This is a genomic window from Mycobacterium sp. (assembly GCF_049278535.1).
GTDB lineage: Bacteria > Actinomycetota > Actinomycetes > Mycobacteriales > Mycobacteriaceae > Mycobacterium.
This window is the reverse complement of sequence record NZ_JBAPMI010000339.1, coordinates 1-1,812: the sequence shown is the minus strand read 5'-3', so window position 1 is coordinate 1,812 and position 1,812 is coordinate 1. Positions and strand designations below refer to the sequence as shown.

The following is a 1,812-nucleotide window of genomic DNA, read 5'->3' as shown; positions in this document are numbered from 1 at the left end:
GCAAAGAAGAGATCTTCACAGAGCTACTGGAGACATGTGGCGCGGAGCTGATGCGGCTGGCTCGTCGGCTTGGACCGCTCGGGCCCACCCCTCAAGGCTTCGAAACGCTGCACTGGTGGATCGGCGCTTGGGCATGGGTCTATGACCGCTACGCGACGATGTTCGTCGAGGCGGCAAAGGTGGAGGCCTCCGACGCCGACGTTCGGGCGATGGTGGTGCGGTTCATCCGCTCCTATTGTGCGCGCGTGGCGGAACGTTTGGTCGCCAGCGGCATGTCGGACCCAGAGGCTGATACGGCGGCGTTGGCGCTCACGAGTCTCGTGCACCACTTCAACTACCTGCGCTGTGAGGCACTCGTGCCGCTACCGGGCGCCGAATATGCCATCGACGGGTTGGCGGTGTGCATGCAGCTGATGTTGTTTCCGCAGACCCCGGCCGCGGTGTTCAGTGAGATCCACACTGTCCCAACGACTTCACGCCAACCCCTGGTGGAGCTTGAAGCCGAGGCCGCCGCGCCCGGGCCCACGCTGGGACCCCGGGCCAGTGAGACCGTCGGGCGGATTCTGACCGCTGCGTCTCGGTTGTTTGCCGAGCGCGGCTACAACGGCACAGGTATCGATGATCTGGCTGCGGCGGCAGGGGTCGGCCGTGCCACGTTCTACCGCTATTTCGGCGACAAACCCGCTCTTCTGCACACACTGGCCCGCGAGTCCAGCGCGGCCGCCGTCGAACTCGTCGAACGACTCGCGACTGTCGAGCCGACCAGCGGACCCAATGACGAACTGCAAGAATGGCTGTCGGACTTCGTCGTATTCAGCCGCCGCTACATCGGGGTGCTTCGCACCATCGCGCAGGGCGTCGTGGCTGATGAAGAGCTGCTGAAAAGGCACCGTAACGGTATGGCGGTGACCCACCAGACCGCGCGGTCACTGTTAGGACGGGTGCAGCGACGATATCCCTTGGATATCGACGTCGCTGCGGCCGTGTTCGTCGCCATGCTCGACCGACTGCCTGAGGCCGTGATGGAGATCGAGCCGGACGTTTCCGACGAGCGGATCACATCGGTCATGCAGGACGTCGTGCAACGCGCGCTGTTCAACGGCGGTTAGCGGTCGCCGCGCCCGGTCTAGTCCGCCGAGGAGCCGGTAATTTTCTGCACCTCGGCGGCCGAATAGCCCATTTCCGAGAGCACTTGCCTTGTGTGCTCGCCGAGCCTGGGAGCCGGCGTGATCATGGCGGGCGGCGTTTTCGACCAATTGGCAGGTCCGCGAACGCTCAGCAGGGTCCCTTCGGTTGGGTGCTGCGTGCGTTGGAAGAACCCGGTGGCGTTGAGGTGCGGATCGTCGAAGATCGTGTCCAGCGTGTGCAATGGTGTTGCCGGAATATCGGCTTCTTCTAGCAGTTTCAGCCATTCCGCCGTCGTCCGTGACGGCATGATCTCTCGAACGAAGGAATACGTATCGTGGGCGTATGTGGTCCGTGACCGCAGCGTCGCGAACCGCTCGTCCTCGTCGACCAGGTTGGGCCTGCCAACCAGCTTGCCGAACGCCCGCCAATGGTTGTCGGTATAGATGATCGCGCACACATATCCGTCTGCGGTTTGGTACGGGCGACGCTCGGGAGTCAGCGTGCGGGCATAACCCGGAGGGCCCAACGGAGGTTCGAAGGAGCGGCCCCCCATGTGGTCCCCCAGCACGAACTGGGCCATGGACTCAAACATTGGCAGTTCGATGTGTTGGGCCTCACCGGTGCGGAGCCGGTGAAACAGGGCCATGAGTATCGCCGCAACGGCGTACAACCCGACCGCGCGGT

Annotated in this window: 2 protein-coding genes; one reads left to right on the top strand and one right to left on the bottom strand. The window is 63.8% G+C overall.

Annotated elements, in window-relative coordinates; translation table 11 throughout:
• Positions 1-1,109, top strand: a 1,109-nt coding sequence (locus tag WAO18_RS22195) for a TetR/AcrR family transcriptional regulator (RefSeq protein WP_422208388.1), incomplete at its 5' end; no start/stop codon positions are given.
• A gap of 17 nt (positions 1,110-1,126) precedes the next feature.
• On the opposite strand, the gene WAO18_RS22190 is transcribed toward WAO18_RS22195, so the two are convergent.
• Positions 1,127-1,812 (bottom strand): CoA transferase (locus WAO18_RS22190; protein WP_422208387.1); only part of this gene is annotated, 686 nt, incomplete at its 5' end.